This is a genomic window from Paraburkholderia sp. NMBU_R16 (assembly GCF_013282575.1).
Classification (GTDB): Bacteria; Pseudomonadota; Gammaproteobacteria; order Burkholderiales; family Burkholderiaceae; genus Trinickia.
This window is the reverse complement of the sequence record NZ_JAAAYE010000005.1, coordinates 119,040-141,815: the sequence shown is the minus strand read 5'-3', so window position 1 is coordinate 141,815 and position 22,776 is coordinate 119,040. Positions and strand designations below refer to the sequence as shown.

The following is a 22,776-nucleotide window of genomic DNA, read 5'->3' as shown; positions in this document are numbered from 1 at the left end:
GCCGCAAATGCGGCGGCCTTGGCTAGGCCCGGTTGGGCGAAAAACGCGCGCTGCGTCAGGCCGGCAGCGCAAATCCGGAGATGGCTTCGCGCAACACCGCGGCCTGATCCTTCAGCGACTGTGCAGCAGCGGCTGCCTCTTCGACGAGCGCCGCGTTTTGCTGGGTCACCTTGTCCATTTCGCCCACCGCGCGATTGACCTGCTCGATGCCCGCGCTTTGCTCGCGCGAGGCGTGGCTGATTTCCTCGAGGATTTCGTTGACGCGCCGCACGGATTGCACGATCTCGCTCATGGTCGAGCCAGCATTCGCGACGAGCGCCGCGCCTTGATCGACCGTGTTCGTCGACGATTCGATGAGCGCCTTGATCTCTTTCGCGGCCGTTGCCGAGCGCTGCGCGAGACTGCGCACTTCCGAGGCGACGACGGCGAAGCCGCGGCCTTGCTCGCCCGCTCGCGCGGCTTCGACCGCGGCATTGAGGGCCAGGATGTTGGTCTGGAACGCGATGCCGTCGATGACGCCGATGATGTCGCCGATCTTTTGCGAGCTCGAGGTGATTTCGCTCATCGTCCGGACGACATCGTCGACGACGCTGCTGCCGCGCGTCGCGACATCGGCAGCCTGCTCCGCAAGGTTCGCGGCCTGCGCCGCGCTATCCGCGTTGTGTTTCACGTTGGACGTCATCTGGTCCATGCTCGACGCGGTCTGCACGAGTGCGGCGGCCTGTTGTTCGGTGCGCTGCGACAGATCGGTGTTGCCCGCCGCGATCTCGCTCGCGCCGACATTGATGTTCTCGGCGCCGCTACGTACGCGCGAAACGGCATCGGCCAGACCCTTCTGCATTTGCGCGAGTGCGGCCATGAGGCTTTCGTCGTCGTTGCTGCCCACGGGCACGCGTACCGTCAGATCGCCTTGCGCCATGCGACGTGCCGTGGCGATCGCGATCTCGAGCTCGCCGCCGAGTTCGCGGCGCACGCTGCGCAAGACGACCACCATGGCGATGGTTGCCAAAGCGCCGAGCACGCCCGTGATCAGCGCCCAGCGGACGATGACGCCCTTGAATGCGGCGTTCACGTCGTCCATGTACATTCCCGTCACGATGAACATGTCCCACGGCGCGAAGCGCAGCGAATACGATGTTTTCGGCACGGGCTCCTCGCTGCCCGGCTTCGACCAGAGATAGTTCGTGAAGCCGCCGCCTTCCTGGCTTCCGACCTTCACGATATCGAGGAACAGGTGATTGCCGGCCGGGTCGGTGAAGTTCGACAAGTCCTTGCCGATGAGTTGCGGCTTGATCGGATGCATCAGCATCACCGACTTCGAGTCGTTGATCGAGAAGTAGCCGTCCTGGCCGTAGCGCATGACTTTCAGCGTCTCCAGCGTTTGCTTCTTGGCTTCCTCTTCCGTCATCACGTGTTGCTGCGACAACGCGTAGTAATGCTTGGCGACACTCTCGCCTTGCTGAACGAGCGATTTCAGTTGATCGCGCCGGTCCTGCAGCAGCGATTCGTGGTAGCGCCATACCCCCGCGATGGCGATCAGGATCAGTCCTACCCATAGCACGGCCACCATCGAGCCGAGCTTCTGATTCAAAGACATCTTGCGCATTATGTTTCCACCGGTCAGTCGAGTCGTTGACAGTGACGTGCCTGAGCCGCGCACGCCGAGCCTGACCGTCTTATCGGCACTTTTTTGGTGCACTTCAGGCGGGGAAACCCTGATGAGGAAAGCGCAATAGATATGACGGATAGGGGGCGCGCGAGAGTGTTGTGACACTCATTCGTGTTCGCGCCCTCGTCGCGTTCCGAGCGAATGCGAATGGCAACGCCTCAGACCGGATCTTTATCCGGCGGACCTTCCGGACGTTGCGGTTCGTCGTTGTGATGGCCGGGGGGGGGCGGAACCAGCGGTTCGCCCTCCGGGTCGCGCGTCGGATCGGCGAGCGGATCGGGATTCGGTGTGGTGTGCATCCAGTAGCTCATGAGCGGCCCCGAGAAAGGAGGAAGTCGAACGAGAAAACCGAAGGCATGAACGGCGTCGTCGCCTCCTCTTTTATAGGCTATTCGCGCGAAGCGTGCGTCCCGCATTGCCGGCTTGGCCCGCCCTGCTACGCCGACCGGCCTTGGTAACGATGCGTTCGTGGCCCCGGTCTTCCTCCTCTCCGGTTCCGATCGCCAACATCGGCGGCACGCGCATCATCAGCAGATCGATGGCGACGCGCATCCGCGTGGGCAGGTGTCGCGTGCGGCGCCACCCAAGATGCATTTCGACGCGCGGTCCGGGCGTATCGGTCAGCAGTTTGACGAGCTCGCCGGTACGTAAAGCATCCGCGATCAACCAGCACGGCAGCCGCGCAATGCCGGCGGCCGCCTTGGCGGCTTCGGCGATAGTCTCCAGATCGTCGAAACGCAGCCGTTGCTTCATCGTGATGTCGCGCATCGTCCCGCCCTGGTCGGCAAGGGGCCATGGCGCTTCGCGGCGCCCGCTCGCATAGACGACCGCATGATGATGCGCCAGATCGGCGACGCAACGCGGCGTACCATGCCGCGCCAGATATTCAGGGGCGGCAACGAGCACCATGGTTTGCTCGCCGAGCTTGCGCGCGACGAGGTCGGCCGGCACATCGGAAAGCCGTCCGCTGCGCACGACGAGATCGACACCTTCGTCGACGAGATCGACGATGCGATCGGTAAAGCTTATTTGCAGCTCCAGACGCGGATAGCGCGCAGCCATCTCGAGCAGCAGCGGCGCGACACATCGTCGCCCGAACAGCACCGGCACGCCGACATGCAGGCGCCCCTGCGGCTCGTGCCGAGCGGCCGCGAGCGCAGTTTCGCCGGCTTCCAGTTCGGCAAGCGCACGCGCGCAGTGCGAGTAAAACGCCGCGCCATCTTCAGTGAGGCTCTGCGAACGCGTGGTGCGCTGAAAGAGCCGCGTGCCGAGCCGTTCCTCGAGCCGCGCGATGCTCTTGCCGACCGCTGAACGCGTGAGATTCAGCCGCTCGGCGGCGAGCGCGAAGCTGCCTGCTTCCACGGCATGCACGAATGGGGCGATGCCCGCCAAGCGATCGGTCATGGTGAGCCTCGTTTCATATCCTATTGGTTCCATGAAGTCTACAACGAGCGGAAAAAATGCCGCCACTAGTTCCTGTTGTTCGTCGCTAAGCTCGTCGCATTCCGTCAACGTAATGAGGAGTCCCTATGAGTCGCATGATGCAGAAGTGGGTGGTCGCGCAACCGGGTGTGCAACACCTGAACATCGAAGAAGCTCCGGTACCTACGCCCGCCGCGAACGAAATCCTGGTCCGAATCGGTGCCGTATCGCTCAACTATCGCGACCTCGGGGTCGTCGCGGGCGAAGACGGCGCGCCTTCGATGCCGTTTCCGCTTACGCCCGGTTCCGATATGGCCGGCGTCGTCGTCACGGTCGGCGAGAAAGTCACGCGCTTTCGCGAGGGTGACCAGGTGATGGGAACTTTCTGGGCGGGCTGGATCGATGGAGATTGGCCGGACCACGCGCGCGTCATTGGCGGCAAACTGCCTGGCGTCCTGGCGGAGTACGTCGTTCTACACGAGGATTGGGCGGTGCACGCGCCGCGCTCGCTCGATGCGGTCCAGGCGAGTACGCTGCCGTGCGCCGGCCTGACGGCGTGGTTCGCGCTCGTCGAAAAAGGCGCTCTGCACGCCGGCCAGACGGTGGTGGTGCAGGGGACGGGCGGTGTCGCGCTGTTCGGACTGCAACTCGCGCGAGCGCACGGCGCCGAGGTCATCGTGACCTCGAGCAGCAGCGACAAGCTGGCGCGCGCCCTCGCGCTCGGCGCGACGCACGGCATCGACCGGTTGCAGCATCCCCGGTGGGACGAAGTCGTACGCGAGCTGACCGGCGGGCGCGGAGCCGATCATGTCCTCGAACTCGCGGGAGGAGACAACCTCGGTGCGTCGCTGCGCGCGCTACGGCAAGGCGGACGGATTTCGCTGATCGGCGTGCTCGGCGAACTCAGCATGACGCTACCGAGCGTACCTTCGTTTCTGACGCGGCCTGTCATTCAGGGCATCGGTGTCGGGCATCGGCGTGCGCTCGAAGCCCTCGTGCGGGCGATCGACGCGACGAAGATCGAACCCGTCGTCGATACCGTCTATTCGTTCGATAAATTGCCCGAGGCGCTCCAACATCTGGAACGTGGCGCGTTCGGCAAGGTCGTCGTGAAAATGGGCGGCTGAGCAAACATGGAAGTGAGCCTGCCCTTGCGCGCTATCTGTGGCGCAAGTCCTGGGGTGTATCGATATCGGCGAGCACCCCGGGATCATCCACCGCGATCGTCGTCAGTCCTGGCGATACAAGCAAAGCGCGGGCGCCGGTGTCGCCGTCGAGTGCGGCAAGCGCTTCTCCGTGGACCGCGCCGAACCCGACCGGGTGTCCGCGCCGCCCCTCGTAAGTGGGCGCGACGATCGGCGCACCTTCCCCAAGCTTGCGAGCCACGGCCTCGACGGTCGCCGGCAAGATCCATGGCATATCGGCCAAAGCGACGATCCATCCATCCGCATCGGCACTCGCGTGCACGCCTGCCGCCAGGCTCGCGCCCATGCCGCGCTCGGCATCGATCGCAAAGACGACTTCGCAGCCGGCCTCGTTGAGCAGATGCGCGAGCGCTTCCGCACCGGGCCTCACGACCGCGATGACGCGCGGCAATACCGTCAGCATCGTGTGCGCGGCCGCGCGCGCGACAGGTGTGCCATCGGCGAGCGGCGCGAGGAGCTTGTTTTGCTGGCCCAGCGGATCGAAGCGCGTGCCGCGCCCGGCCGCAAGCAGCAATCCCGTAGCAAGTGAGGCATAGGTCATCGGCAGGTCCGGTGGCAAAGTGACCTAGATTGTGCGCGGCTGCAGACCTCGCGGCAACCCTAGTGGCAAGGGCGGTAGAGGCAACCCGCGGCAAGCGACCGTGGCAAGCGCGAGGCCGCTGTCTTGCGACGCTCGCTCGAGCGACTCGTGCGGCCGCGCGTTTGCAGGCGCCGAGCCCGGGCCACGGTTGGACTCAGGCCGTCGCCGGTGCGAGGACTTTGTCCAGGGTGATCGGCAAGTCGCGTACTCGCACGCCCGTCGCGTTATAGACGGCGTTGGCGACGGCCGCTGCCACACCTGTGATGCCGATCTCGCCGATGCCGCGGGCGCCGAGTGAATTGAACCGCGTATCGGGCACATCGAGCACCGTCACATCGATCGTGCCGATATCGGCATTGACCGGCACGTGGTACTCGGCCAGATTGGCGTTGACGAAACGGCCGTAACGCGCATCGAGCACGCTCTCTTCTTCGAGCGCGGCGCCGATGCCCCAGACGATGCCGCCGATCAATTGCGAGCGGCCGGTCTTCGCGTTGAGCAGCCGGCCTACGTCGTACACGGCAACGACTCTGGGCACGCGAATCGTGCCGAGCGATGCATCGACATGCGCTTCGACGAATACGGCGCCGAACGAATCGAAAACGAAGTGCTCGCGCTCATCGCCGCTGTGGGCCGTCGCGGTGGCTTCGATCGGCCGCGATCCGGCGCGGGCAATCAGTGCGGCGGCGGGGTCGCGCTGCGTGGGCCGCGCGCGATTGACCACCCAGCCGTCGACGACCGTCAGTTCCTCCGCCGCAACGCCGAAAAGCGGCGAATCGCGGTCTGCGCGCGCGAGCTCGATCAACCGCGCGCGTGCCGCACTCGCGGCTTCGTGAACGGCCGGTGCGACGCTCGCGACCGATTGCGAGCCGCCCGACACGGGTGCGCGCGGCAGCGTCGAATCGCCGAGGCCGAAACGCACGCGGTCGACTGGAAAGCCGAGTGCGTCCGCCGCCACCTGCGTCATGACCGTATACGTGCCGGTGCCGATGTCCTGGGTGCCGGATACGACGTTCGCGGTACCGTCCGGCAGGATTTGCGCCGTGGCCGAGGCTTCGCTGCGTCGCGCGGGGTAAGTCGCCGTCGCCATGCCCATGCCGATCAGCGTGTCGCCCGCGTGCATCGTGCGAGGCGTGCGGGGCCGCCGCGCCCAACCGAAGCGCTCGGCCCCGAGCCGATAGCATTCGCGCAACTGCTTGCTGGACCAGGGCTTATGCTCGTGCGCGGAGACTTCCGCATAATTCTTGAGTCGCAGCTCGATGGGGTCCATGTCGAGCGCGTAGGCGAGCTCGTCCATCGCACACTCGAGCGCGAACGAACCGGTTGCCTCGCCAGGCGCGCGCATGAAGGTCGGCGTGCCGACATTCAGCGGCACGAGCCGGTGCGTCGTGGCGAGATTCGGCACGTTGTAGAGCATGCGCGTCAGGACGCCGCAGGTCTCGGTCCAATCCTCGATCTTCGAGGTATTCGCAAACGTATCGTGGCGCAGCGCGGTCAGCGTGCCGTCGGCGCGCGCCGCCGCAACGATATGCTGCTCGGTGCGCGGCCTGCCGCCTACGGGCCCGAACATCTGCGGGCGCGTGAGCGCGAGACGCACGGGGCGGCCCACCTCGCGTGCCGCCATCGCGCAGAGGACCACGTGCGACCACACCGAACCCTTGCAACCGAAACCGCCGCCGACGAACGGCGAAATGATGTGCACCTGCTCGGGCGGTATGCCGAGCGTCGTGGCGACGGCATGCTGCGCATTGGCGACGCCTTGCGTCGTGTCATAGAGCGTGAGTCGCGGCCCGTCCCACGAGGCGAGCACGGCATGCGGTTCCATTGGATTGTGATGCTCCATCGGCGTCGTATAGACCGCGTCGATATGCACTTTGCCGGCCTTCAGCCCGGCGTTGAAATCGCCGATTTGCGTGTCCGCCGGACCGCCGATCATCGAAGCGGGCGGGTGTCCCGTCGATTTGCCCCGCGCGAAGTCGAGCGAGGCAGGCGATGTGCGATACGTGACACGCAGTTGATCCGCGGCATGCACGGCATGTTCGAGCGTATCGGCAACCACTACGGCGATGGGCTCGTTGTCATAGTGGACTTCGTTGTCCTGCAACAGCGAAAGTCGCCGCAGCGCAGGCGGCGAAACCTTCGGCTGTCCGTTGCCGGGTAGACGCGGCGCGTTTTGCCACGTCATCACGTAGAGAACGCCGGGCAGGGTGCGGGCGTAGCTCGAATCGATCGATGCGACCGAGCCGCACGCGACCGTGCTCGTGACGAGCACGGCGTGCGCGAGCCGGCCGGCTGGAAATTCCGCAGCGTACTGAGCTTGGCCCGTGACCTTGAGCACGCCGTCGGTGCGATCGAGCGGTTGACCGATGATGTTCATGTCGTGGCTCCCGTGCGGCCCGTGTCGCCGCCGCGCGCTGCCACCTCGACCGCGCGCACAATCGAGCGTTCGGCCAGCGCGACCTTGAAGCGGTTTTCTCGCTGCGGGTGGGCTGCGCGCAACTCGGCCGCTGCCGCTTCGCGCAATGTTGCATCGGACAATGGCCGGCCCGTCAGCATCCGTTCGGCGATCGTCGCGCGCCAAGGCTTGTGCGCCACGCCGCCCAGCGCGATGTGGGCGGTCGATACCGCGTTGCCGTCGAGTCGTAAGCCGGCGGCCACAGAGACGAGCGCGAACGCGTAACTCGCGCGGTCGCGCACCTTCAGATAGTGCGCATGGTGTGCGAATGCGGGCGGCGGCAGTTCGACTGCAGTGATCAGCTCGTCCGGGCGCAGCGTCGTGTCGATGTCGGGCCGGTCCCCTGGCAGCCGATGAAATTCGGAGATCGGGATCAGGCGCTCCCCGTCTTGCCCCGCGACGCGCACGGTGGCATCGAGCGCGGCCAGCGCCACGCTCATATCCGACGGATTGACGGCGATGCATTGCGGGCTCGCGCCAAGAATGGCGTGGCCGCGGTGATGGCCAGCGATCGCGCCGCAGCCACTACCCGGCAGACGCTTGTTGCATGAGGGAAACGCGGTGTCGTAGAAGTACGGACAACGCGTTCGCTGCATCAGATTGCCGCCGACCGTGGCCATATTGCGCAACTGCGCTGAAGCGCCGGCCAGCAACGCTTCGGTCAACAGCGGATAGCCCTCGCGGACGAGCGCGTGATTGGCCGCATCGCTATTGCGCACTAGCGCGCCGATGCGCAGACCGCCATCGGGCAGCGTGCCGATGGTGTCGAGCCCGGCGCCGATGTGGGTGATATCGACAAGCTTCAGGGGCCTTTGCACGCCGCCCTTCATGAGGTCGACGAGATTGGTGCCGCCGCCGATGAATACCGCGCCGGGTTCGCGGATCGCGCGCAGCGCCGTTGCAACGTCGAATGCCCGTTCGTAGGAAATGGCTTCCATCGAATCTCCCTCGCCGACGCACTCAACCGGTGCGTCGGCCGGTGTGCACAGCGGCGATCGCCGCCACGATGTTCGGATAGGCGCCGCAGCGACAGATATTGCCGCTCATGCGTTCGCGAATTTCCAGCGCGGTGAGTTCGGCAGGGCGCGTGCGGACGTCGCTCGTTGCCGCGCTCGCGTTGCCCGCTTTGAATTCATCGAGCAACGCCGTTGCCGAGCACAATTGACCCGGCGTGCAATATCCGCACTGAAACGCGTCGTGTTCGATGAACGCTTGTTGGAGCGGGCTCAGCGTCTCGCCCGATGCGAGCCCCTCGACTGTCGTGATCGCTTCGCCGTCGTACATGACGGCAAGCGCCAGGCACGCATTGATGCGCCTGCCGCCGGCCAGTACCGTGCAGGCGCCGCACTGTCCGCGGTCGCAGCCTTTTTTCGTGCCGGTGAGTCCCACATATTCGCGCAGCGCGTCGAGCAGTGTGACGCGCGGTTCGAGTTGCAGCAGATAGGGGTGACCGTTGATCGTCAATTTGACGGGCTGTGCGAGGGCGGCGTGTCGCGGTGTCGTGTCCGATGCGGGAGTAGGGGGTTGCGCCATGACGGCATCCTCCGCGTGCAGTCGAGGCGCGGCACCGGCAGCTGCCGCGGCGGCGGCAGTTTGTAGGAAACGGCGGCGCGCCGTATTGGGGAGCGCCTCGTGCGTCGCCGCCGTGGCGGATGGATCCGTCATGGGGGACGTTGGTGGAGCAGCGGTGGGCTTCGACATGGCAGTCAATGGGCTCCGGTAAGCTGGCTGAAGCGCGCGTGCAAGGCTTGCGTGCGTGTCGCGCCCGCACGGTATCGGCCAGCCCCGTGTGCAGCAAAGGGAATGCCCGATAGCGAACGGCGGAAGTGCGGCGCGCGACCGATTCCCACTGTTATAGCAAGTGCTCGAAAAATTGCTCATCGGCTGGGGTCTGCCTGCTGGCGAAGGGCCGCGTGGGATTGCGACGCACGTGGTCCGGAGCGAGCCCACGCCGAGCGCCGCGGGCGTTCGCGTGCAGGCAAGCGTTTTCGCCGCGTTCCATGCGCGGATTGTCCGGACCGGTTCAAAGTATTGGCTCTTTGAACGCGATCGAACATCGTTGGGTAGCGCATGGGACTCTCTATATCGAGGAGCCGGTCCGGTATTACCGGCGACGATATTTCGCCGCCCACCGGACAACCTCCGGCCGATACGCCAGGGCAGCGTGGCAGCCGCTTCGCGGCGTCGAGATCGGCGGTGCTCTCGGGGTTGTCGCCGCGCGCTGCGGCGCGGCCAGATGGCCGGTTGCCCTATGAGGTGGCCGTTGCCGTCGGACAGCACTTGGATCTGGACGCGCAGGCGAGGTTGGCCATGACGGGTCGCGCGACGCTCGGACTTCTACCGCACGTAAGAGAGCGCATCGCAACGATCAAAGCCGACGCCGAAAGCGAGATTCAAGTGTTCGCGAACCCCCAGGGCGCAGTGCTCGACGCCGCATCGCCGGCGCTTGGCCGTATAACTGAGTTGCCTAAGGCGCTGCGAGTGGAAATCGTCGATCGAGCGGTTGCCGAATACAAGCTTCCTGACGCGGATGTGGCTGAGGCAATCGAACCCTTGCGAGCCCGGTTCGCATTGCTATGTGAACATGTAGCCGCGCTGCACGACCATCCCCGTTTCCCGATACTTGCCTCCCAATTGGCGACAAACGCGCTAGCGGAAACGTACCGCACCGGGAACGACTGGGCTCACCTCAATACCGGCGAGGCGCTGCAACAGGTGCTGCCGCTCCTCGAGCGCTTACGGGAGCGCGATCGCCATCGGCTCGCGAAGTTTCTGAGGCGCAATATCGTTCTCATGCTTCGAGTGGCGGATCGAGCGGACGCGTTGAATGCGATCTCTCAGGCCGCAGGGCCAAGGCGAGGCCCCTTTTGCGGGTTGCTCCGGAATTAGCGGACAGAGGACGGAGAACGGGTTGCCTCGCGCATCCGTGGCGTCTCAATCGATGCCATGAAAGATCGCATCGTCCGGGCCGAGATAGGCCGGCGGGCGCCACGCGGCGTCGCGCATCGAGTGACGCACCTGATTCTCCACCCCGAGCAGCACCGCGAAAATCGCCATTCGCACGGGAATGCCGTTGTCGGTCTGGCGGAAGATCGCCAGCCGCGAATCGTGATTGAGGTCCGTCGCGAGATCGTTCGCGCCGGGCCGACTGTCGCGCGGCAGCGGATGCATGATCAATGTATCCCGCCCGCAGACAGCATCCACGAGGGCCTTGTTGATCTGAAAGTCGGGCGTATAGCCTTCGAACGACTCGTCCTTGAAGCGCTCCTTCTGAATACGCGTCGCGTAGACGACATCGGCGCCTGCGAGCCCTGCGGCCAGATCGTGCGTTTGCTCGATGACGTGCCCGTTGCGTGAAATCTGCTCGACGATATGCGTGGGCAGCTCGAGTGTCGGCGGTGAAATCAGCGTGAATTTGATACCGCGATACAGCGCGAGCAGCTTGACGAGCGAATGCACGGTGCGCCCGTATTTGAGGTCGCCGACGAGCGCGATATGCGCCCCGTCCACGATTTTTCCGAGGCGGGAGAACTCGCGCTGGATCGTATAAAGATCGAGCAAGGCCTGGCTCGGGTGTTCGCCCGGACCGTCGCCGCCGTTGATCACGGGCAGGTTGGTCGCGCGTGCGAATTCGGCGACGGAGCCTTGCTCGGGATGGCGCACCACGAGCGCATCGACATAGCCGCTCATGACGCGGCTCGTATCGTAGATCGATTCACCCTTGGCCATCGACGAGAACGTGAAACCCGTCGTGTCGCACACGGTGCCCCCGAGCCGGCAAAAGGCCGCGCCGAACGAGACGCGCGTGCGGGTACTGGCTTCGAAGAACAGATTACCGAGCACGGCGCCCTCCAGCACGCGCGAAATCTTCTTGCGCTGTGCGATGGGCTGCATGATGTCGGCAACGCGAAACAGTGCCTCCACGGCATCGCGCGAGAACTGATCGACCGAGAGGAGCTGCGGCTTGCCCTCGAACAGCATCTGGCTGGCGATCGATTGAGAATCTACACTTTGCGTATATTCTGGCAGCTGCTCCCGACGCTCGACGATTTCCGAGACGAAGCGCTCGACGATCTCGGGCATGCTGCGCGATTCCTGCGAGTCCTCGGGCAGTAGCCAGGTGTCAAGTGCGCGGCGGCTGACACCGATGCGGCTGGCGAACGCGTCGCGCGTCATGTTGAGGCGGCGCATGGCGTCGCGTAGGAAGGCTTGCTGGGGAACGCTCATGCCGTGGGCTCCTCGATGATTTATACGCGCTGCGTATATTACGTTGCCGCGATAAGAAGTCAAGCATTCGATTGATTCGATGGCGCAGTCCCCTGTACACTGCGTCGAATGGATTTCGACCGCCGCCCCTTCCTTGCCGCTTTTGACGAGTCCGCTGTGCGCCTTGCGCCGGCGAACGCGGTGGCGTGCGCGGTTTCCAAAGCCAAAAAACAGCTGCTCGTCTGACCGGCGCGCTGTTGCCGTCGGGCGATCGACGGGACAGCGACTAGCCGCCTCACTTCTTGCGCCACCCCTTCGCCGTTCGACGGATTCTCTTCGGTCAGTACATCGAGGTGAAGAAAACATGTCGAATTTCTCTGGTATCTGGATCCCGCTCGTTACGCCTTTTTCAGCGGGTGCGGTCGATCATCGTGCCCTTGCGTCGCTCGTCGAACGGTATCGCCGGCAGGGCGTTGCCGGCTTCGTCGCGCTGGGCACCACTGGCGAGCCGGCGGCACTCGCCAGCGACGAGCGCGCAGCCGTGCTCGACACAGTCTTGCGCGCAGCAGGGGATTCGCCCGTCGTCGCGGGCATTGCAGGCAATCAAACGTTGCAACTACACGAGTCTGTGAGGCGGCTCAATGAACTTCCGCTCGCGGGTTTGCTGATTTCGGCGCCTTATTACATCCGTCCGTCGCAAGCGGCCCTCATCGAGCATTTCTCCTCGCTGGCGGATCGAAGCGAAAAGCCGCTGCTTCTCTACGACATTCCGCACCGCACCGGAGTGCGCATCGAGCTCGATACCGTGCTGGCGCTCGCCGCTCACCCTCGCATTACGGCCATCAAGGATTGCGCGGGCTCGGCCGAGACGACCCGGGCGCTGATTGCCGATGGGCGCTTGCAAGTGCTGGCCGGTAACGACGACGCGATTTTCAGCACGCTTTGCATGGGTGGCAGTGGTGCGATCTCGGCAGCGGCGCATGTTCGGACCGAGCGTTTCGTTGCGATGTATCGCGCGTGCGAGCGCGGCGAGCTCATCGAAGCCCGCCGCATCTTCCATGAGCTCGCGCCGCTCCTGCAGGCGCTCGGTTCCGAGCCCAATCCCGCGCCTGTGAAGGCCGCGCTGGCAGGACTCGGACTGCTGGCCAACGAGTTGCGTGCGCCGATGACGACGGCCAGCAGCGAACTCGGTAGCCGTCTTGCGCAGTGGGCGGCTTAGCCGCCGCCTGTCAGCACGCAGCCGTGGCGCGTTCGCGCAGTGCATGTGCCACGGCTGCGAGCACGGTGGTCCAATCGCCGAGCGAGGGCTGGCGAAAGAGCCGCGCGCTCGGATACCACGGGCTGTCCTCGCGCTCGAGCATCCATCGCCAACAGGTATCGAGGCGGTTGAGAATCCAGACGGGCCGGTTCATCGCGCCTGCCAGATGTGCGGTCGACGTATCCACCGAGATGACGAGATCGAGGTTGGCCACGAGCGCCGCCGTATCGGCGAAATCCTGCAGATCGTCGGTCCAATCGACGATACGCCGGGCCGCTGCTTGCAGCACTCCCTGCCCGGCCTGGGCTTCTCGAAGCTGCGTGGCGGCAGCACCCTTTTGCAAGCTGAAAAACCGTACATGAGGCACATCGAGAATCGGCGCAAGCTGTTCGAAGGCGAGCGATCGACGTGCGTCGTTCTTGCGCAGCTCCGGCACATGAGCACGAGCGCCGCCCGCCCAGACCAGCCCGACTTTCAATGCGCCCGAATCCGACCCGGCCATCGCCTCGTCGACCCGAACGCGAAAACGCTCCGAGTCTTCATGGTCGGCATGCAGATAAGGTACGGTCGCTGGAATGGTGTCGAGCGTCGTATGCAGTGCAAGCGGCAAACTGAGCAGCGGGCAATGGTAATCGAAACGCGGCAGCGGCGCGCCGCTCACGATCAGCTCCGCCACGCCATCCAGATCTCGCAAGAGCCGCATCAGTTCCGGCTGCACTTCGAGGATCACGCGTGCGCCGCGTCGTGCGACGAGCGACGCGTAACGGCAAAACTGCAGTGTGTCGCCGAGACCTTGTTCGGCGTGAAGCAGAATGGTTTTGCCATCGAGCGGCGCATCGCCGCGCCACTGTGGCGCGGCGGACGCACGCGAGCCCGCCGCGATACGTTTGCGTCGCCAGCGCCATTCGTATTCGGCCCATCCCTCGTCGAGTCGGCCGAGTTGGAGCAGGCACAGCGCACGATTCCAGCGTGTCTCGACGGCGTCCGGCGCGAGCGCGAGCGCACGCTCATAGCTCTCGAGCGCATCCGCATGCCGGTTCAGATCGACGAACGTCAGCCCGAGGTTGTTCCAGGCATCGACAAAATCGGGTGCGAGTTCGAGCGCGCGCGCGTAACTTGCCTGCGCTTCGTGCGGGCGATTGAGGTCGCTCAGCGCGTTGCCCCGATTGCTCCAGGCTTGCGCGTAGTTCGGTCGCAGTTTCAGCGCGGCATCGCAGCTCTCGAGGGCCTCGGCGGCCAGCCCGAGGTCGCGCAGCGCGCAACTGCGGTTGTTCCAGGCTGCCGCAAAGTCCGGTTTCGCGGCCAGCGCCTGGTCGAAACTCGTGAGCGCCTCGTCCGGACGATCGAGTGCCGCGAACGCCATACCGCGATTATTTAGCGCATCGGCAAAGCCGGGCTTGAGCGCCAGCGCGCGATTCGCGCTGGCGAGCGCGTCGCGCGGCCGACCCAAAGCGTTGAGCGCAAAAGCGAGGTTCGAATGAAGCGGCGCTTGGGTCCCGTCGATGTCGATGGCCCGTTGCAGCAGTTGCGCGCCTTCCTCGATGCGGCCGGTTTGCAGCGCGAGCGCGCCCAGTAATTGGAGGGCATCGAAATGGCGAGGGCGCTGCGCGAGGATTTCGCGGTAGATCTCTTCGGCGTCGGAGAGCGCTCCGTTTTGCTGCAGGGCGACGGCTTGCTGAAGCAGAGTGGCGAGTTGTCGAGGATTACCGGGTTTGCTCATGAAGGGCTGAGGGACGAAATCCCAGACTACAAAAATATTCTTGTCACGTAACGGCTCGTCCCGTTTGCAACATCAGGTTGTCGGAGGAAAAGCGGACGCATCGAGTGTCTCATGTTCATCATCGATCGGAAAGGCCGCGGCGGGCAGTCCCTGCTCGCGATGGCGCCGGGCCCAGAACGGCCGTTCGCGGAAACGCTGTTCGAGCCCGTAAAGCGAGCGCTGCGCCGCGGCGAAGGACGCAAAGTTGCGTGCCACGTCGGCGTTATAGCTGCGTGCGAGCGCGTCGCTGCCGCGCATTCGCTCATCGGCGATGCGCGCCGCGTGGATGCCGCTGGCAATCGCGTGTCCAATGCCCAGCGACGACAGCGGATCGAAGCTCGCGGCCGCATCGCCTGCGGCGACCCAGCCGGGCCCCGAACAGATGGACAAATATTGAGACTCGGCGGGATAGGCGCGTGGGGCGCCCGGCAGCGGCAGCCCGGCAAAGCGGGCGGCAGTATGCTGCGTCGCGCGCAACAACGCGGCAAAAGCCGGCGCCCTCAGCAGCTCGCGCTGGCGCACGATATCGCCATCGGTCATGAACGCCACCGCTGCACGAGCGTGCGGTAGCGGTGCGCTGTACCACCAACCGTCATCGGTCGCCTCGACCAGTGTCGAGCAGCCCAACGCGTCGTTCTCTGACAGATCCATATAAGCGACCAGCCCGACCAGATGATCCAACACGCGGCGCTGCGCGCCGGCCGCGCGCGCGAAACGCGCGCGTCGGCCGGTCGCATCGATGACCTGATCGGCCACGATCTCGCGCGCCCCGAGCACGCCGTCGTCGAGCAGCAGGTGCCAGACGCCATCGTCGAAATGTGCTCTGCGCATGCGCATGCCGCTCAAGAGCGTTGCGCCGCCTTCGGCCGCCGCGCCCGCGAGCGCGGCATCGAACGCCGCGCGGTTAAGGTGCCAGCCGGCGCCGCGCGCGCTGAAGATCGCATCGTGCACGACCAGTTCGGGCGTGCCCCACGCTGCCGCGCTGGCGGTTGCCACCAGTCGTTCGGGCTGGAGGCATGCGCTATCGACACCAAGGTAGTCGAGCAACGGCACGATGCCGGCCGACACCGTCTCGCCGATGCGCACGCCTGCATAGTCGCTCGCCTCGATGAGCGTGACGCGATGCGCGGTATAGCGCGCCAGTGTCAGTGCGGCGGCGGCACCGGCCGGGCCGCCGCCCACTATGGCGACGTCAGTCGTCTCGCAGCGCCTGGCGGCCATGGCGTCGGGCACTGGCGAACGATACGGCGGCGGGGGTTGCAGGGCCATGGCCGGGCGCCTGTGACGGCGGCGGTGGGACCATGAACCAGACGTTGCTGAAGTTCTGATCCGTGCCGCTCACGACGTTGCTGGCATCGCCCACCGCGACCGCGGCCGCAACAAAGGCACCATGGTCGCGTTCCTGTTCCGTGAAGTATGGGAACACCTCGCGGAACTCGCTGCTCGTTCGGTTCAATATGAAGCCCATGTAATGCCACGAACTGATCATCTGTCCGAAGGTGTTGATACCGCGCGTGTACAGCACCTGAAAGCCGGCTGGGGTGCCCGCCGCTGACTGCAAGGCCGCGGTTTCGTCACCGGTGATCACGACCCAGGGGCTTTGCGGCGGCCACCAATAAGCATAGTAGGTGGGGGGAGTCGGGATGCCGTCGCTCTTGTTGATATTCGGGTCGGTGAAATTGATGTACTGCACCGAGCATTGAAAGAAGTCCGCCTGCCATGGAATGGCCATGCGCTTGGTCAGGTCACCCGGTTCGCAACCGAGCGGCGCCGCGGTTTCATCCTCGTCCGGATTCAGCCCGTGCGCGTCGTACCACTGTTGCGGATGGCGGTGCCGGATGCGCAGAGCACCGTTGTAGATATTCGGATTGCGTGTGCTCCACGTGACCTCGATGCCTGGGCAGAACGGCCCGCCGACGCAGTTGCCGACGCTCCCGCGGCTCAGCGCGGTAACGGTATCCACCGGCGGGGGCGCCGTGACGCTGAACTTGCCGGCCGCCCATTGACCGAGCAGAAAGTATTGGGTTTGGGTGAGGGTGAGAAACTTGTCGATCATCGTGTTGCTGACCGAATTGCTGCCGGAATTCAGCGGCATGAGCGGGAAGCCGCCCGGCGCGAACAGCGTATTGCTCGCCGCGCTGATCGCATTTTCCGGGCTGGGCTCCCTGAACAGCGCGAAGTAGGCCTGACGCAGCGGTGCATTGGCCGTCGAGGTATCGCGCGCATCGAACATCGGCGGCGACAGCGAGTTCATCGACGGGACATTCGCGACCCAACGATACGCGGCGGGACGTTCCAGAATCGGCTTGATGTCGCGCTCGAAGTTCGCCACATACGTCGGGTTGTATGCGCCACCCGAATACATCGACGGCTCGGTCTCGAAGTGTCGCACCGCAACGTCGTACATCGTGTCATCGAGCGTGACGACGTTCGCGATTTCCGGAGCGAACTTTGGCGAGCCGACGACGCACCATGCTTCCAGTTCGATGGCCGTGCCGTTCTTGAAAGTGATGCTGCAGGACACCGGGCCGTCCGAGATGTCGTCATGCCAGGTGTTGGCCCCGGCGAACGACGAGATAGGCTGATCGCCGCCCGAGCGTCCGAAGCCGCCGAGCACGATGAGCCGGCCAGCCTGGTCCGTGAGCATATCGCCTAGCGTGGTGATCTGATCGCCGATCGTCACCGGCCTCGGAAAGCTGGCGAACTCGTAACTTGGCGGCACGGTGTCCTTGCCGAACGTCGTGCGCTGCGTGCGTCCGCTCAAGCTGCGCGGACCCGGGTCGATAATGAGCTCGCGCCGCGCCGTGGTGCCTTGCTTGTCCGCGTTGCGCAGCGGGACGTCCTTGTTGCCATAGCTGTTCTGTTCGCCGTACAGCAGGTTGCCCTCGAGCTCGGCGAAGTTGTACCAGCACGCCTTCTTGTTGGCGAGGTGCACCGTCCATTGCATCGACGCCACATCCGGGTCGTCGAGCGTCACTTCCACGCCCCCCGGCTGGCTGTCATCGATGCGGAACACGCGGAAGTACGCGCCTTGCCGCTTGACTCGACCTTGGGGATCCTTGAACTGCGTGACGCGGCGCGGTCGTCCGCCGTCGTGCACGACATTGCCTTGCTTGTCGCATTCGATCGGCAACGCGGCGATCGCGTCCGGTTCGAGATAGAAATCGTCGGGACTGTTGCCGAGTCGGGCGACCCCAATCGATGGGCCGATTGCATATCTGCTTGCCATGCCAGTCTCCCCGCGGTGACGGCGGCCGCGCACGCCGAGGCCCGGCATGCACGCGGCCACCCTAGAAGTGGATATCAGCGATGTCTATCGGCAGGCGGCGGATACGGGCGAGCGTCCCCCGCGAGCACGCGGGCGCGGATGCGCATGGGCATCGACCAGACGTAGGCGAAGCCCTGCCCCGACGGATGATCGAAACGGTCCGCGCCATCATGCGCAGTGAGTCCGTAGTCGTAGAGCGCGGCCTCGGGCTGGCGCTCGATCACGCATACGCTGCCCTTGTGCAGACGCAGCCGGATCGCGCCGCTGACCGAGCGTTGCGTGCTCGAGACGAAAGCATCGAGCGCTTCGCGCAGCGGCGAAAACCATTGTCCGTAGTAGACGAGCTCGGCATATTTCATCGCCAGCGCAGCCTTGTAGTGTTGTGTTTCACGATCGAGGGTGAGGTCCTCGAGCTCGGCATGAGCGAGATGCAAAATGGTGCCCGCCGGACTTTCATAGATCGCTCGCGACTTGATGCCGAGCAGACTGTTTTCGACCATGTCGATGCGGCCGACACCATGCTTCGCGCCGAGTTCGGCAACCCTTGAAACAAGCGCGAGCGGCGCGAGCGGTGTGCCGTCCAACGACGTCGGCCGCCCCTCGGTGAAGCCGATCGTCAGCTCGTCTGGACGCGCCGGTGCGTGGAGCGGATCCTGCGTGATCTGGTAAGCATCCGCAGGCGCTTCGTAACGGAAGTCATCGATCGCACCGCACTCCGTGCTGGTGCCCCACAGCGTGCCGTCCATGCTGTACGGTCGTGCCGCGCTGGCCTGCACTGGTATGCGATGCGCATGAGCAAAAGCGATTTCGTCGTCGCGCGACTTCAATTCCCATTCGATCGCGGGCGCGATCACCTTGAGACGCGGATCGAGTGCGGCAACACCGGAGTAGAAGCGCACCTGGTCGTTCCCTTTGCCGGTCGCGCCGTGCGCAATGGCGTCAGCGCCTTCGCGCTGCGCGAGCTCGACCAGACGCTCCACGATCAACGGCCGACCGAGCGGCGCGGCCATGGGATAACGCCCCTCGTAAAGCGCACCGGCGCGCAGCGCGGGATAGACGAAGCGTTCCAGATAATCGGTGCGAACATCGTCGACGACCGCGCGATGTGCGCCGGTTTCGAGTGCCTTGCGTTCGATCGCGGGGAAATCGTCGGGCTGACCGAGGTTCGCGCAGTAGGCGATGACCTCTGCCCCGTAGTGGAGTTGCAGCCACTTAAGCGCAACGGAAGTGTCCAGACCGCCTGAATACGCTAACACGATCTTCATGCTGGGTCCCCCGCCGCCGCCCGGCGACTGCTTGTGCTTGGAATTTCGTAGCTGGTTTATATACTACGTATCGCGATTTCTCCAGACAAATCGGGATACGCAAAAAGCAGCGGCCGTTATCGGGGAGACCAGCCTTGCCGCATACAACCGAACCCGCATACCCGGCGTGGCTGCGCAGCGCTGCCGAACGTTTCGGCACGCCCTTTTATGGATACGACCTGCGGATCGTGGCGCAGCGCGCCGTGCGGCTGCGCGAATCCCTGCCTGCCGAGGTCGCGTTGCACTATGCATTGAAGGCGAATGCACATCCTGCGGTGGTGCGCGAACTGGGGTCGCATGGGTACGGGGCGGACGTCAGCTCGGTCGGCGAAATCGCATGCGCCGCGCAGGCCGGCATCGACGCCGACAGGACGCTCTTCACCGGCTCGGCAAAGACGCCCGCTGTGCTCGCGCGGCTGGCGGGCGGGCCACCCGCGCTTGTCGTTGTGGAATCGGTGCATGAGGCGAGAGTGATCGGCACATGGGCGGCTTCCCATCACCGCCGGCAGCCGGTGCTCTTGCGCATCAACCCGCGCCGGGCTCGTGCAGTCGGTGCACTCGCGCTCTCCGGCGCAAGCTCTCGCTTCGGTGTCGACGAAGCGTGCGCGCTTGCCGCGTGGCGGGCCATTGCCGACATTCCCGGCGTCCTGCCGTCCGGGATTCATGTGAACGTCGAAAGCAACGTCATCGACGCCGGCGAGCGGCTCGCGGGTGTGGTCGACAGCGCACGCATCGCAAGCGAGCTGCGCGAGGCCGGCTGCGCGATCGACACAATCGATTTCGGCGGCGGGCTTGGGATCCCTTATGAGGCCGGCGCGTATCCGTTCGACCTTGCGCGCTTCGCAGCCGGTCTGCACGAACTCGTCGCCGCGCAGCCGGCCCGGACGCACTGGATCGCCGAAATCGGCCGCTGGCTGGTCGCCGACGCCGGATGGTATGCGAGCCGGATCCTCGACGTGAGGCAATCGCTCGGCGAGCGCTGGGTCGTGCTCGATGGCGGCATTCATCATCTGCAGCGTACGGCGCTGGCGAACGCGAACCGCGCGATGACAGTACTCGATGCCGGGGGACGGCCTCAGCGACTCGTCAACGTCGCCGGGTGCCTGGCCACGCCAGCCGATGTACTCGCCAGTGTGATCGAGCTTCCCGATCCACGCTGCGGTGATCTGATCGTCATACCCCGCTGCGGCGCGTACGGTTTCAGTCACAGCATGATGGGATTCGGGCTGCATCCGCTGCCCGCCGAAGTGATATTCGATGGCGGCAGTATCGAGTGCATGCGGAGCGATGCAGTCGTTCCCGCGACCGATCCCGCATTGGGGAGATGAATATGCAAGGCGTGGACAACGAGATATCGCTGGATATGGCCCGCACGTTGGCGCAGGTAAGGCGCACGAAGACACGCGCGCCTGCGCGCGTCGTGTTCATGGGCTATCAGACCTGGGGCGTACGCACGCTTTCGGCCCTGCTCGAGGCCGGGCACCAAGTCGTGCTGGTCGTTACGCATCCGCCTTCCGATCACCCTTATGAGCGCATTTGGAACGAGTCCGTGCAGGCGCTCGCGAAATGCCATCTCATACCGGTGCACGAGTGCGTGCGCGCGAATTCCGCGCAACTGCTCGAGCGGTGTGCCCTGCTGGAGCCGGATCTGTTCGTCCTGAGCGACTGGCGCACATGGCTGGATTCGGGCGTGTATCGCACTGCGCGTTTTGGCGGTATCAATATTCACGATGCCTTGCTGCCGCGCTACGGGGGATTTGCGCCGCTGAACTGGGCGATTGCAAATGGCGAAAGCGAAGTCGGCGTGACGGTACATCAACTCAGCGAACTGCTCGACCTCGGCGACATCATTGCGCAGCGGTCGGTCGCCGTTGGTCCGGACGATACGGCGACCGATCTGTTCTTTCGTACGCTGCCGCTATTCGGCACGCTGGCGGTGGAGGCGGTCGAACTGATCATGACCGGGCGCGCTCAGCCCGTCGCCCAGGATGCCGGTGCGGCGACTTTCTTTCACAAACGCACCGCCCGCGAATGTTCGATCGACTGGCAACGCAGCGCCTCGGAGATTCACAATCTGGTGCGCGCGCAGTCGCCGCCGTACCCGAGCGCCTTCACCGCATACCGCGGACGGCCGCTGAAGTTGCTGTCCACCCGTTTCTCGCAGCGCGCGTATCGCGGTACGCCAGGGCGCCTATGCTGCCGCGAGGCCGACGGCGTGGTGGTGGTCACCGGCGGCGCAGCTCCACCCGCGCTGGTGCTGCGCACGGTATGCGAGGCGGACGGCGCGCCCATCGCCGCGAACGATTATTTTCGGCAACTCGGTGAATACTTCGATCCAATACCGAGTGAATGGTATCGGACCCACTCGCGTGCGCCGCAGGCCGAAGCGAGCGTACTGTGATGTGAGGGCGCAGTACGCGTTTGAGGGGGCAACGTTAGGAAGAGACCTTAGCCGGATGCTTGTTCAATTTCGGCTCAGCTGTTCGTGTACTGGTTGCACCATCCTTTCGCCGCAACCTGCTTGTCGCTGAAAATCAGGCAGCCTCCCGATTCCTGACCCGATTCGCCGCTGAAGAGAGAACAATTCGCGCAGGTTTGGCCGACCTTGTAATTCGGGTTGCGGCGGGCATCGACTTTCGAGGCGTCGTGCACATAACCGTATTGCTTCGCTTGCGGATCGCTTTCGTCGAGCTTCGGCGCCGAGCCGGCGGCAAGCACGCGGCCTTGCAGGCCGAGCGAGGATGCTGCACCGATGCAGGCGATCACGAACGTGCGGCGAGAGGGGTTCATGGGGCAAAGGCTCCGTTGTTGGCGGCGCACCGCGGCGAGCCGCGCTCGCGCGGCCCGCATTCGAAAAACGAAAGTATCGGCGAAGATTCACTACGACGGCAAATCGCGCAGATCGACCGTCGGTGCGTCGCCGAACTTGCTGCTCAGCAGGTAGTCGGCGAACTTTTCGGCAACTTGCTGCGGCGAGGCCAATTGGCCGGAGCGCTGGAGTTCGACGAACTTGTCGCGCGAGGGGAACGCGGCCTGATCCGTTTCGCGCAGTGCGGCCTGCATGTCCGTATCGACGACACCGGGCGCGATCGTGGCGATGCGCAGCGCGCGCTCGTTGCCGAGCGCCACGGCTCGCGCATGGTGATCGAGCGCCGCTTTCGTCGCGCAGTAGATGCTCCAGCCCGCATAGGCATTGCGCGCCGCGCCGCTCGAAACATGCACGATGCGCCGGTCCGATGCGTCTTTGCTTGCCTCGGCGAATGCGCATGACAGCATCAGCGGTGCTGCCACGTTCAGCACGACGGAGCGCCCGACTTCGCGTGCATGCGGGGCGTCGAGCGGGCCGATCGGCTCGGCCGTGCCCGCGTTGTTGACGAGAAGTACGCGGTCAGCGCCGCGCAAAAAGCGTTGCAGCGCCCCTGTGCCGAGCCATGCTTCGATATTTTCTGTATCGGCCAGGTCGACTTCGGCTTCCTCGACGGCATCGGGAAAACGCGCCGCCAAGGACGTATGGCGCGTTCGTGAAACACCGAGAACGACGAAGCCGCGCGCGAGCAGGGTCTCGGACAAGGCGGCGCCGAGGCCGCGCGTGTGGCCGGTGACGATGGCCTTCGAAACGATTGGGGTGGAAGAGGTCATGGGCAATTCCT

At 64.9% G+C, this 22,776-nt stretch carries 19 protein-coding genes; 5 read left to right on the top strand and 14 right to left on the bottom strand.

The features are described 5' to 3' along the window. Positions 1–55: 55 nt before the first annotated feature. From GWC77_RS04120 to GWC77_RS04110, 3 genes are all read right to left on the bottom strand, one after another. Positions 56–1,597, bottom strand: coding sequence for a methyl-accepting chemotaxis protein (locus GWC77_RS04120; RefSeq protein WP_173255608.1), 1,542 nt, complete (start codon positions 1,595–1,597; stop codon positions 56–58). Between the two features lie 230 nt (positions 1,598–1,827). Further along, positions 1,828–1,980: a hypothetical protein gene (locus GWC77_RS04115; protein WP_173255593.1), complete on the bottom strand. Its 153-nt coding sequence runs from the start codon at positions 1,978–1,980 to the stop codon at positions 1,828–1,830. 70 nt (positions 1,981–2,050) lie between these two features. Beyond that, positions 2,051–3,073 carry a LysR family transcriptional regulator gene (locus tag GWC77_RS04110; RefSeq protein ID WP_173255592.1) on the bottom strand — a complete coding sequence of 341 codons (1,023 nt, stop codon included), beginning with the start codon at positions 3,071–3,073 and terminating at the stop codon, positions 2,051–2,053. 125 nt (positions 3,074–3,198) lie between these two features. Between GWC77_RS04110 and GWC77_RS04105 the strand changes: the two genes are divergently transcribed. After that, on the top strand, positions 3,199–4,218 hold the full coding sequence (locus GWC77_RS04105; protein ID WP_173255591.1) for an NAD(P)-dependent alcohol dehydrogenase: 1,020 nt from the start codon (positions 3,199–3,201) through the stop codon (positions 4,216–4,218). A gap of 31 nt (positions 4,219–4,249) precedes the next feature. Here GWC77_RS04105 and GWC77_RS04100 read toward each other — a convergent pair whose 3' ends face one another. From GWC77_RS04100 to GWC77_RS04085, 4 genes are all read right to left on the bottom strand, one after another. Further along, positions 4,250–4,837 carry an NTP transferase domain-containing protein gene (locus GWC77_RS04100; protein ID WP_173255590.1) on the bottom strand — a complete coding sequence of 196 codons (588 nt, stop codon included), beginning with the start codon at positions 4,835–4,837 and terminating at the stop codon, positions 4,250–4,252. 193 nt (positions 4,838–5,030) lie between these two features. Continuing rightward, on the bottom strand, positions 5,031–7,253 hold the full coding sequence (locus GWC77_RS04095; RefSeq protein WP_173255589.1) for a xanthine dehydrogenase family protein molybdopterin-binding subunit: 2,223 nt from the start codon (positions 7,251–7,253) through the stop codon (positions 5,031–5,033). Then, entirely contained in the window at positions 7,250–8,269 is a 1,020-nt protein-coding gene (locus GWC77_RS04090; protein WP_173255588.1) for a xanthine dehydrogenase family protein subunit M, read from the bottom strand. The genes GWC77_RS04095 and GWC77_RS04090 overlap by 4 nt, the downstream gene beginning before the upstream one ends. Before the next feature lie 22 nt (positions 8,270–8,291). Beyond that, positions 8,292–8,996: a 2Fe-2S iron-sulfur cluster-binding protein gene (locus tag GWC77_RS04085; protein WP_254366792.1), complete on the bottom strand. Its 705-nt coding sequence runs from the start codon at positions 8,994–8,996 to the stop codon at positions 8,292–8,294. A gap of 405 nt (positions 8,997–9,401) precedes the next feature. Here GWC77_RS04085 and GWC77_RS04080 point away from each other — a divergent pair, with 405 nt between their 5' ends. Then, positions 9,402–10,220, top strand: a complete 819-nt coding sequence (locus GWC77_RS04080) for a hypothetical protein (RefSeq protein WP_173255586.1) — start codon at positions 9,402–9,404, stop codon at positions 10,218–10,220. 45 nt (positions 10,221–10,265) lie between these two features. On the opposite strand, the gene GWC77_RS04075 is transcribed toward GWC77_RS04080, so the two are convergent. Next, complete coding sequence (locus GWC77_RS04075) at positions 10,266–11,558, bottom strand: aspartate carbamoyltransferase (RefSeq protein WP_173255585.1); 1,293 nt, start codon at positions 11,556–11,558, stop codon at positions 10,266–10,268. A 343-nt stretch (positions 11,559–11,901) separates the two neighbouring features. On the opposite strand from GWC77_RS04075, the gene dapA reads away from it, so the two are divergent. Next, entirely contained in the window at positions 11,902–12,756 is an 855-nt protein-coding gene (gene dapA, locus GWC77_RS04070) for a 4-hydroxy-tetrahydrodipicolinate synthase (RefSeq protein WP_173255584.1), read from the top strand. Between the two features lie 10 nt (positions 12,757–12,766). Here dapA and GWC77_RS04065 read toward each other — a convergent pair whose 3' ends face one another. The 4 genes from GWC77_RS04065 to GWC77_RS04050 form a co-directional block, all read right to left on the bottom strand. After that, positions 12,767–14,515, bottom strand: coding sequence for a tetratricopeptide repeat protein (locus tag GWC77_RS04065; RefSeq protein WP_173255583.1), 1,749 nt, complete (start codon positions 14,513–14,515; stop codon positions 12,767–12,769). Between the two features lie 72 nt (positions 14,516–14,587). After that, positions 14,588–15,823 carry an NAD(P)/FAD-dependent oxidoreductase gene (locus GWC77_RS04060; RefSeq protein ID WP_173255582.1) on the bottom strand — a complete coding sequence of 412 codons (1,236 nt, stop codon included), beginning with the start codon at positions 15,821–15,823 and terminating at the stop codon, positions 14,588–14,590. Then, the gene (gene lodA / locus GWC77_RS04055) at positions 15,747–17,783 is read right to left on the bottom strand and encodes a CTQ-dependent lysine 6-oxidase LodA (RefSeq protein WP_173255581.1); all 2,037 of its coding nucleotides are present in this window, start codon (positions 17,781–17,783) and stop codon (positions 15,747–15,749) included. Before lodA ends, GWC77_RS04060 begins: the two co-directional genes overlap by 77 nt. 74 nt (positions 17,784–17,857) lie before the next feature. Continuing rightward, entirely contained in the window at positions 17,858–19,087 is a 1,230-nt protein-coding gene (locus GWC77_RS04050) for an argininosuccinate synthase (protein WP_173255580.1), read from the bottom strand. Positions 19,088–19,221: 134 nt separating this feature from the next. Here GWC77_RS04050 and GWC77_RS04045 point away from each other — a divergent pair, with 134 nt between their 5' ends. Together GWC77_RS04045 and GWC77_RS04040 are read left to right on the top strand one after the other, a co-directional pair. Beyond that, positions 19,222–20,454 carry a hypothetical protein gene (locus tag GWC77_RS04045; protein ID WP_173255579.1) on the top strand — a complete coding sequence of 411 codons (1,233 nt, stop codon included), beginning with the start codon at positions 19,222–19,224 and terminating at the stop codon, positions 20,452–20,454. After that, positions 20,451–21,527, top strand: coding sequence for a methionyl-tRNA formyltransferase (locus tag GWC77_RS04040; protein ID WP_217283159.1), 1,077 nt, complete (start codon positions 20,451–20,453; stop codon positions 21,525–21,527). The genes GWC77_RS04045 and GWC77_RS04040 overlap by 4 nt, the downstream gene beginning before the upstream one ends. Positions 21,528–21,601: 74 nt before the next feature. On the opposite strand, the gene GWC77_RS04035 is transcribed toward GWC77_RS04040, so the two are convergent. Together GWC77_RS04035 and GWC77_RS04030 are read right to left on the bottom strand one after the other, a co-directional pair. Next, positions 21,602–21,916: a high-potential iron-sulfur protein gene (locus GWC77_RS04035; RefSeq protein ID WP_173255578.1), complete on the bottom strand. Its 315-nt coding sequence runs from the start codon at positions 21,914–21,916 to the stop codon at positions 21,602–21,604. A gap of 90 nt (positions 21,917–22,006) precedes the next feature. Next, the gene (locus GWC77_RS04030) at positions 22,007–22,765 is read right to left on the bottom strand and encodes an SDR family oxidoreductase (protein WP_173255577.1); all 759 of its coding nucleotides are present in this window, start codon (positions 22,763–22,765) and stop codon (positions 22,007–22,009) included. Positions 22,766–22,776 lie beyond the last annotated feature (11 nt).

What these genes read in the sequence shown, in the direction of transcription:
- GWC77_RS04120 (WP_173255608.1), bottom strand. Translation starts at nt 1,597, where the DNA reads ATGTCTTTGAATCAGAAGCTCGGCTCGATGGTGGCCGTGCTATGGGTA.
- GWC77_RS04115 (WP_173255593.1), bottom strand. Translation starts at nt 1,980, where the DNA reads ATGAGCTACTGGATGCACACCACACCGAATCCCGATCCGCTCGCCGAT.
- GWC77_RS04110 (WP_173255592.1), bottom strand. Translation starts at nt 3,073, where the DNA reads ATGACCGATCGCTTGGCGGGCATCGCCCCATTCGTGCATGCCGTGGAA.
- GWC77_RS04105 (WP_173255591.1), top strand. Translation starts at nt 3,199, where the DNA reads ATGAGTCGCATGATGCAGAAGTGGGTGGTCGCGCAACCGGGTGTGCAA.
- GWC77_RS04100 (WP_173255590.1), bottom strand. Translation starts at nt 4,837, where the DNA reads ATGACCTATGCCTCACTTGCTACGGGATTGCTGCTTGCGGCCGGGCGC.
- GWC77_RS04095 (WP_173255589.1), bottom strand. Translation starts at nt 7,253, where the DNA reads ATGAACATCATCGGTCAACCGCTCGATCGCACCGACGGCGTGCTCAAG.
- GWC77_RS04090 (WP_173255588.1), bottom strand. Translation starts at nt 8,269, where the DNA reads ATGGAAGCCATTTCCTACGAACGGGCATTCGACGTTGCAACGGCGCTG.
- GWC77_RS04085 (WP_254366792.1), bottom strand. Translation starts at nt 8,996, where the DNA reads ATGACGGATCCATCCGCCACGGCGGCGACGCACGAGGCGCTCCCCAAT.
- GWC77_RS04080 (WP_173255586.1), top strand. Translation starts at nt 9,402, where the DNA reads ATGGGACTCTCTATATCGAGGAGCCGGTCCGGTATTACCGGCGACGAT.
- GWC77_RS04075 (WP_173255585.1), bottom strand. Translation starts at nt 11,558, where the DNA reads ATGAGCGTTCCCCAGCAAGCCTTCCTACGCGACGCCATGCGCCGCCTC.
- dapA (WP_173255584.1), top strand. Translation starts at nt 11,902, where the DNA reads ATGTCGAATTTCTCTGGTATCTGGATCCCGCTCGTTACGCCTTTTTCA.
- GWC77_RS04065 (WP_173255583.1), bottom strand. Translation starts at nt 14,515, where the DNA reads ATGAGCAAACCCGGTAATCCTCGACAACTCGCCACTCTGCTTCAGCAA.
- GWC77_RS04060 (WP_173255582.1), bottom strand. Translation starts at nt 15,823, where the DNA reads ATGGCCCTGCAACCCCCGCCGCCGTATCGTTCGCCAGTGCCCGACGCC.
- lodA (WP_173255581.1), bottom strand. Translation starts at nt 17,783, where the DNA reads ATGGCAAGCAGATATGCAATCGGCCCATCGATTGGGGTCGCCCGACTC.
- GWC77_RS04050 (WP_173255580.1), bottom strand. Translation starts at nt 19,087, where the DNA reads ATGAAGATCGTGTTAGCGTATTCAGGCGGTCTGGACACTTCCGTTGCG.
- GWC77_RS04040 (WP_217283159.1), top strand. Translation starts at nt 20,451, where the DNA reads ATGAATATGCAAGGCGTGGACAACGAGATATCGCTGGATATGGCCCGC.
- GWC77_RS04035 (WP_173255578.1), bottom strand. Translation starts at nt 21,916, where the DNA reads ATGAACCCCTCTCGCCGCACGTTCGTGATCGCCTGCATCGGTGCAGCA.
- GWC77_RS04030 (WP_173255577.1), bottom strand. Translation starts at nt 22,765, where the DNA reads ATGACCTCTTCCACCCCAATCGTTTCGAAGGCCATCGTCACCGGCCAC.